General features: G+C 56.3%; 5 protein-coding genes and 2 rRNA genes. 4 read left to right on the top strand and 3 right to left on the bottom strand.

All coding sequences use genetic code 11. The annotated features are described in order from the left end of the window. The first annotated feature begins 25 nt into the window (after positions 1–25). Positions 26–2899, top strand: coding sequence for a PQQ-binding-like beta-propeller repeat protein (locus tag HYU99_03580; GenBank protein MBI2339437.1), 2874 nt, complete (start codon positions 26–28; stop codon positions 2897–2899). 6 nt (positions 2900–2905) lie between these two features. Here the strand turns inward: HYU99_03580 and HYU99_03575 are convergent, their stop codons facing one another. After that, positions 2906–5116: a PrsW family intramembrane metalloprotease gene (locus tag HYU99_03575; GenBank protein ID MBI2339436.1), complete on the bottom strand. Its 2211-nt coding sequence runs from the start codon at positions 5114–5116 to the stop codon at positions 2906–2908. Positions 5117–5318: 202 nt separating this feature from the next. On the opposite strand from HYU99_03575, the gene HYU99_03570 reads away from it, so the two are divergent. Genes HYU99_03570 through HYU99_03560 form a run of 3 tightly spaced genes read left to right on the top strand, consistent with a single transcriptional unit; the run spans position 5319 to position 7323 of the window. Continuing rightward, on the top strand, positions 5319–6125 hold the full coding sequence (locus HYU99_03570) for a hypothetical protein (protein MBI2339435.1): 807 nt from the start codon (positions 5319–5321) through the stop codon (positions 6123–6125). A gap of 31 nt (positions 6126–6156) precedes the next feature. Continuing rightward, positions 6157–6999, top strand: coding sequence for a hypothetical protein (locus HYU99_03565; GenBank protein MBI2339434.1), 843 nt, complete (start codon positions 6157–6159; stop codon positions 6997–6999). Between the two features lie 60 nt (positions 7000–7059). Then, positions 7060–7323: a hypothetical protein gene (locus HYU99_03560; protein ID MBI2339433.1), complete on the top strand. Its 264-nt coding sequence runs from the start codon at positions 7060–7062 to the stop codon at positions 7321–7323. A gap of 246 nt (positions 7324–7569) precedes the next feature. Here the strand turns inward: HYU99_03560 and rrf are convergent. Together rrf and HYU99_03550 are read right to left on the bottom strand one after the other, a co-directional pair. After that, positions 7570–7686: ribosomal RNA gene (gene rrf, locus HYU99_03555) — 5S ribosomal RNA — on the bottom strand. A gap of 218 nt (positions 7687–7904) precedes the next feature. Then, positions 7905–8365 (bottom strand): 23S ribosomal RNA (locus tag HYU99_03550); the annotation flags it as partial.

Raw genomic sequence — 8365 nt, 5'->3', positions numbered from 1 at the left:
GTTTTATGCTGGCTTATATCCGGCAATGACAAGATTCTTCTATTTTACTCACCCGGTATTGATCGCGAGCCTCGGCCTGATTTTATCCTGTGGCGGCGCCGTGCCGGATGGCGCCGAAAGCCCCTCCGAAACCGTAGCGTCGGACATGGTGCTCCTGACCGGCAGAGTCGATGTCCCTCCCCTTGAGGCCATTCGAGCGTTACAGAAACGGATGCATTCTATAAAAAACATAAAAGAGGCGAAGGGGGGAGAGTCCGCGACGGGGACTAAAGGGGACCTCTACACCCTCAACGGAAAACATCTGGGGAGTTTCGAGGCCAATTCGGAGGGGGAGTACCAGCTGGAAGTCCCCCCCGAAGAGCTGGCCGGTAATCCGGAGGTGATCCTGACCACGACAAGCGGCATCCAGAAATATCACGCCATTCCTTACGACTCCGCCAATTCCAAGAACGTAAATCTGGGGACTGCCGACGTCGTCACAACGCTCGCCACCGAAGGGATCATCCAGCAGTTGGAGGGATTCAACGACTGGGGCGAAGATTATTCGGGGGCCGACGGAGACCTCGCCTGCCTGTACCAAATCGATGAAAAACTTTGGACAATCGCCGATCCGGACACGGAAAACCTTACCCAAAAGTACGGCCTTCTCAAACAGGCGGTCGTCTCCCTGATCGCCCAAAAGAAGGGTTCCACTGATCCGGACTACGACAACTGGCACCAACTTTTGAACGCCCTTCTCACCGGCAAGATCGACGCTCCACAGGCGCTGAATATGATGAACGCCGACGACTTTGACCTCGCATCCGAGTTGACATCGGCCGATTCCGGCGAGACCGGTTCCGGCGAAGCCGGGGATGTCTACAGCACGGTGGAAGAGCTACTGTCGGCCCTGGTGGCGGAAGACTCAACCGGCGTTCTCTGCGAGGGAATGTCCGCCGGCATTCTGGACCCGTCCGCCGTCATCGCGCCGATCCTCGAAGCGGACGACCTTGAGGAATTAAACGCCGTCTATGCAAACGACGCGGCGGTCAAGATCCATGTGGAGCTCATGCAGGACTGCGTCCACAAGGATGGGTGCGCCGGCGTCAAGGAAGAGGCGGAGACGATTCTGGAGGTGATGAAGGCCTTTGACGGTGATTATGAGAAAATGTTCGATGACGACGGAAAGCTGGATACGGCTGTCTTCAAGGGGATTGTTGAGTCGGCCAAGACATGTGAGTCGCAAAAACCGGATTGCATCAAGGAGAAGATCGTTGAGGCTCACGAGAAAAAGGGGAACGGGGAGCCGACGCCGGCACCGCCGGAAATTCCCGACGACAATCCCAAGGTGACGATCTGTCATATTCCCCCGGGGAATCCCGCGAACGCCCACACCATCGAGATCGCCGCCTCTGCTTGGCCTGCCCATCTGGAACATGGGGATTATGAGGGGGAATGCGCTTCTCTACCTCCGCCTCCGCCACCCCCTCCAGCCGAGGAGAAGGTCACGATCTGCCATATCCCGCCGGACAACCCCGCCAATCCCCAGACCCTTTCAGTCGCCGTCTCAAGCTGGCCTGCCCATCTGGAACATGGGGATTATGAGGGAACTTGTGTCGAGGGGCCTCCCCTGTCGGAGATCACCGTCCTGTGGAACTATACCTTCGGCAAGATCTACGGCGGTTTTTATCGGATGATTCCGGGGCCGAGCGCCGCGATCGGCGAGGTCCGTCCGGATCTGCCGGGCCTCGAGGTCGCCACGGGCAACGAGGAATATTACCCGCTCGGATCCCCTGGTCCCTCGGGGAGATGGTTCTTATTTGAGGCCGACGGGACGGTCGTGTTCCGGAAGAATACGGAAAATGACGAGGCCCATTCCTCCGTCAACCTCTATGATTTGGACGACGACGGCCGCCTCGAAATGCTTGGGGGGACCACCTCCGGGAACCAGGTCCAGGCATTTGACGGGGAGGGGAACTGGTTCTGGCGCTATATCCTGACGGGGCACTCCATCTCGACGCCGACGGTCACAACGTTGTCCTCCAATGGCGATCCGGTGGTCTTCAACGGTTGCATGGATAATTATGTCCGATCGATCGACGGAAAAACCGGTGCCCTTAACTGGGCCTTCAATTCCGGGCGGTGGATCTGGTCCACGCCGGCGGTTGCCGATCTCGACGGCGATAATAAAAAGGAAGTGGCGATCGCAAACGACGGCCAATATGCCGGCAGTGGCGTCTTGTACAGCCTCGACGCCGAAACCGGGGCGGTCGACTGGCAGACAAATCTCGCAAACAAGGTGCATGCCTCCCCGGCAACGGCCGATGTTGACGGCGACGGCGTCTTGGAGGTCCTGATCGGCGACGGGAGCGGCCTCTTCAAAGCCTTCGACGGGGAGACCGGGGAACTGGAATGGAGTTTTCCGACCGGCGGGGAGATCCTCTCTTCGGCGGCGGTGGGGGATCTGGACGGCGATGGCGATTTGGAAACGGTCTTCGGTTCCGCCGACGGCAGGATTTATGCCCTGAATGGCGACGGCTCCCTCTTCTGGAAGCGGTACTTGGGCGGCGCGGTTCATTCCTCGCCCGCGCTTGCCAGGCGAAATCCCGGCAGTGTCCTGGATGTTTATGTCGCCACGATGTCCGGCGATCTCGATATCTTGAGCGGCCTGGATGGGAGTTTTGCCGCCCGCCTTGTTGTCGGTTACGCGATCGTCTCGTCGCCGGTGGTCGGGGATGTGGACGGCGACGGCAAACTGGAGGTCTTTTTTCAGGACCGCCGCGCCGATGTTCTCCCGGTCATGGCGGGCGATGTCTTCTGGGCCGTCCGCGACGAGGGCTCCTTGGTTTCTCCCTTTGCCCGCGAGTGGCCGCTCTTCAGGGGCAATCCGGCGCACACGGGCGTCTATCACGCAGAATAAATAAAATTAGGGCTCCAGAAGATAATCGTACTCCCGGTTTAACTTCTCGGCCTCGGCGGGATCGATTTTTACCGCCTGGTCGTGGACAATGCCGGCGCTTTCCATCCTCCCCTGACGTTCGTAGAGCTTGGCGAGCATGACAAACGGCCCGACCTCACGGGGATGATAGAGGGTGGCGCGAATGAGGTGAAAAATCGCCTCGTCGAAATATTTTTTTTGAACAAGAAGGTCGATCAGATCGCGCCGGTAGTCGAGGGAATCGCCGGGAGAGCGTGAAATCCCTTCCTCGAAATAGTAGATGGCATCGTCGTCTTCTCCCCGATCGCGGGAGAGGTAGGCAAGGCCGATGTAGGACATGGCATAAGCAGGGTCTTCGTCCCGTGAAATGTTGAAATATTCCTCGGCGTTTTCGGCATCCTTTTTATTGTAATAGTACCGGCCGAAACGATAGGCCAGGGAGGCGGAACGGAGGCCGGCCTCCCGCGCTTTTTCCAGCCACTCCCACGCCTTTTCGGTTTCCCCGGAATCGAGATAGACAGAGGCAAGACTGCTGGCGGTTTCGGGGTCGTCATTCAAACCCCAGGCCTTTTGATAATGCTCGATGCTTTTTTCATTGTCGCCCACGGTATCATAGGCAGAGGCCAGCCGCATTTGGTAGCCGTCGTAGGCGGGATAACTTTCTGCCAGCCCCTTCCAGATTTCGACGAATTTTTGATCCTCTCCCCTGCTCAAGGCCAGCTCCGCAAAACAGCTGTCGGCGCGGTCATCCTCCGGGGCCGATTTTTGGATGGTTTTGCACGCCCCTTCGGCCTCCACGAATTTCCGCTGGTCCATGTAGTCATAGGCCTGCCTCAACCATTGTCTCGGCCCCTCCAGTTCGATCGGCTCTTTCCGCCCGGCAACGGTCAAATGCGCCTCATCGATTTTCCAGGTTTTGCCGAAATCGGAAAAAAATTTGAGCGTGACCGTTCCCTCCCCCTTAAGCCCCGAAAGGGCCATTTCGAGTTCACCCTCCCCCCCTTCGCTGTTGTAAGAGAATTCCCCGGAAGGGGATTCATCCCACCGGTCAACCGGCCCGATCAATTCGAGCATTTTGGAATGATTTGAAAGATAGGTCCGGGCCAGCCCGTAGGCCGGAAATTCCACAAGCAGGCGGTTCCAGAGCCAGAATCCAAAAACAACGGCCCCGGCCACAAAGGAGACAAACCCCAAAACGGCAACAACGGCCCCGGCCAATCCCCCCCTCGAAGAGGCGAGCAGTTTCCTGATTTCTTCCCGCACCGCGTTCAATTTTCTTTCGCACGTCCCCCGCTTTTTTTCCGGAAGACGGCGATGCTCGTTGCGAATGAAGGCAAGATGGGTCGCCTGTTCGACATATTGCTTCCTTCGCTTCTCATTTTTAAACCAGCCCGAACGGTCGCGCTTGAGATACGACCTTAAAATGGGGACATGTTCCAGGGGAAGAATCCCCCCTTTTGCCTCGGCGGTCAGTTCTTCCTCAATCATCCGCCCCTCCCGCGACAGCGACGCCTGAAACAGGACAAAGAGGATGAAAAACAAAACCGGCAGGCAGAAAAAGGGGAAAAGGGCCAGCACCGGGTCATTGGAGAGATCCGATTCGGTCAAGACCGAATTCCAGAAGGAATGAATCATCACCGCCAACCCCCACCCCATCATCGCCGCAAGCAGGCGGTCGGACCACCGGGAAAAGCGCGTATACGCGAGACAACCCCCAAAAACCCCGGTCGCCGCAGAGTGCACTCCGGCGGTAAAAAAACCGCGGACATACATGTTGCGGATCCAGGCGAATTGTCCGCTCTCGTGATATGTGCGCACGAAGTACATGACATTTTCGGAAAAGGCAAAACCGAGGCCGACAACTGCGCCGTAGAGGAGGCCGTCGGTCAGATTATCGAACTCCCGCGAAAGCCAGGCAAAGAGGACGACAATAATTCCCTTGTTGGTCTCCTCCACCACCGGCGCCACGAGGCCGGCCAGAAAATAGGCGCTCCCCGACTCGGTCATCATCGCATGCCCGATAACCCCCACAATCGTGTTGGCCGCGTATGAAAAACCGACGGAAAAGGTGGCCCCAAGAAAAAAAACAACCAGAATATGACCGAACGGCTCCCGTTCGTAGCGGTCGAGCCATCGCAGAAAAAGAATATACACCGTAATGGGAAGAAGCGACGCCAGGACTGAAACAAGAAAAATCATGGTCCAACCCCTTTAAATCGGGGGCTTTGCCGCTGGCGCCCCCGTGCCCCCCGTTCGCTCGGACTGGCAAAGCCAGATCCTCGCTCACTAAGTAATTTTTCTCTTGCACTATACGTCAAATTAGGTAGACTGCTTAGTGTTTTTAAAACGATAACACACCTGTAAGAGAAGTGAACATCAAAAAACCAAGGGAGAGGTCGCGATGAAATCGAAAAATATTGTTCTTTGCACAGTCTTGGCTCTTTTGACGGCCCATTGCGCCAACCAGGGCGATTCGGCGTCCGAGGCCGCCCAATTTGCCCTCGATCAGGGCGATTATGAAACAGCCATTACGCTGGCCACCAATGCCATCACCGGCGATCCCGACAATGTCACCGCCTACCGAATCCTGGGGAGCGCCTATCTCGGCCGGAGCAACATCGATTTTCTGGACGTGGAGGAAGGGATCCTCGACCTGGACGAGGACACCGCCGAAAACTTCAGTGCGATCGCCGATGTCCTCCCCGCTAACGGAAACTTGGCCGACCTTCGCCTGGCCATCGAGGCTCTTGAGGCGGCGCCGGGCATTACGGACGACTCGCTCGGCGAGGGGGTATTGGCCGATGCCGCCTTCGATCTTGCCCTGATGCAGACCATCGAACATTACGCTCTGGGCGTCTACGGATCAAACTTCAAAACCTCCTTTGACGTAACAGACATCACCGCCGCGCAGGCGACACAGGCCCAGGGCGATCTGGTCGATTTCGACAACTTCTTTATCGGTTCGGGGGTCGCCTCAGACGAGGATTTCCTTGACGAAATCAGGCAGACCTTCTGCATGCTGGAACCGATTACCGCGGGAGAAGGTTTTACAACCGCCGAGTTTCAGGCCCTGGTCGGATGCCAGCTGGAGCCGACCTCTTTCGATCCGACGACGGTCACGGCCGACATTGCCACTTGTGCCGCCCTCGATCCCGGTAGCCAGACCGCCGGCGTTCAGGCCTGTTATGACGAGGATACAAATCTGTAAACGCCAACCAATATACTGGAGATATCAATCTATGAAACATAAGAAATGCGCCTTGGAGTTGTTCCTGTTCATTTTGTCTTTCTCCCTCTTGAGCTCCGGATTCGCAGGGGCCCAGGAACTCACCATGAGACACTCTCCCCGTTCGATGCAGGGAATCCGGCCTCTCGGAATGGGAGGGGCCTTTCTGGCCACCGACGGCACCGATGAAAACGCCCTGTTTTACAATCCCGCGGCCATCAGTGATTACGAAAAGGAGTTCCATTTCCAGTTCCTCCTCCCGACGGTTGAATTTTCGTACAAGGCCATTCCCTTCTTTTCTTCCGATCTTCTCGATCTGGCCAGTGATATCGACGACGCCGCCACCGATGGCGACAAGGTCGCTGTTTTTGATGCCTTTGCCGCGGCCAATACCGGCCGTTATGAAGAGATAGGGGTTCGCGGCCCGGTGGCCATCATGATGCACAAATATATCACTGCGGCTATTTTCTACGAAAACCGGTCGGTCATGGGCCTGCTCAATCCGGCTTCCAGCACCATCGACGTGGAGGCCCTCTCCCAGGGGGGAGTTCAGGTCGGCTCGGCCTGGAGTTTTTTCGACAAGAAGATCAAAGTCGGCGGGGCCATCAAATTTTTGGGCCGCCATTTAATCGACGAACAAATTACCCAGCGCGATGTCCTGGTCAATAACGATTTCGGGGACGCCCTTGTACTGGACCAGGTTGGTTTCGGGTTGGGTTTTGACCTTGGTTTTCAGGCCAAGGTGCCGCTTGAAGCAAAATGGTGGGAGTACCTGGATCCAACCTTCGGCCTGACCATCCAGGATATTGGAGATACCCGGTTTTTCTTGGGGGATGACGTTGGGAGGACGGAGTAATCGACCTCGTTTGGTTTTGCGATTCACCCCGATTACTGGAAACTCAAAACCCAGTTTGCCATGGATTTTCGCGACCTCGAACATGCGACCGATCTCATCACCAAATTCCATTTCGGCTATGAAGTCACCTGGCCCGATATCAGCAAGGTACTTCGATCGGTTTCTGTCCGTGCGGGCTTGAATCAGGGATACCTTGCCGGCGGTTTCGGCCTTGATTTCAAATATTTCAAGTTGAATGCCGTCACCTATGGGCGGGAAATCGGACTAAAGACCCGGCAAAAGGAATCGCGCATGCTCGGAGTGCAACTCGCCAGCGGATTTTAGATAGGTCCTATAGTCCTATAGGACCTATACCCAATAAAAAAGCCCCCGCCGTTTGCACGACGAGGGCTTTTTATTTTAAATCCGGCGGCAACCTAGTCTATCACAAGGGGCTCGCGTCGCCCCCTCCAGTGGCAAAGCCACTGGAGCCTCCCCCTCAACGGCGCTTTGCGCCTTGGGAGAGTAGGTTGCTTTCAGCGTCCAAAAAAAATTCCCAGCCACAAATGTGACTGGGAATTTCTTATTTAAATCCGGCGGCAACCTACTCTCCCGGCCCCGTACGGGACAAGTACCATCGGCCCTGGGGAGCTTAACTTCCGTGTTCGGAATGGGAACGGGTGTATCCTCCCCGGTAAAACCACCAGAAACGTTAGAAGCTGTTAGTCCGCCACGTAGTGTTGGCGGACGTTACAGCTTCTTGCGCCCGCCAACGTAGTAGTGGCGGGACAACAAAAAATTATCCGCCAAACTGCATGGCGGATTAAGTGCCTGTAACGCCAGCGGTCCGCCTGAGGCGGACCGCTGACTAACAGGCGCTTAACATATTCCAGAACAATTTTGCAGAGACCACTCTCAAAAAAATAAAGGTCAAGCCGCACGACCGATTAGTACCGGTAAGCTAAAGGCCTTACAGCCCTTACACACCCGGCCTATCAACCTCGTAGTCTACAAGGGGTCTTCAGGCCGCCTTACGGCGACGGGAGATCTTGTCTTGAGGTCCGTTTCCCACTTAGATGCTTTCAGCGGTTATCGGATCCGAACATAGCTACCCAGCTTGTGCCACTGGCGTGACAACTGGTACACCAGAGGTTCGTCCATCCCGGTCCTCTCGTACTAGGGACAGATCCTCTCAAATCTCCTGCGCCCACGGAAGATAGGGACCGAACTGTCTCACGACGTTCTGAACCCAGCTCGCGTACCGCTTTAATTGGCGAACAGCCAAACCCTTGGGACCTACTTCAGCCCCAGGATGCGATGAGCCGACATCGAGGTGCCAAACCTCCCCGTCGATGTGAACTCTTGGGGGAGATCAGCCTGTTATCCC

This window comes from Deltaproteobacteria bacterium, assembly GCA_016183175.1.
Taxonomy (GTDB): domain Bacteria; phylum UBA10199; class UBA10199; order UBA10199; family SBBF01; genus JACPFC01.
The sequence above is the reverse complement of the archived record's forward strand: the minus strand, read 5'-3'. Positions and strand labels throughout refer to the sequence as shown.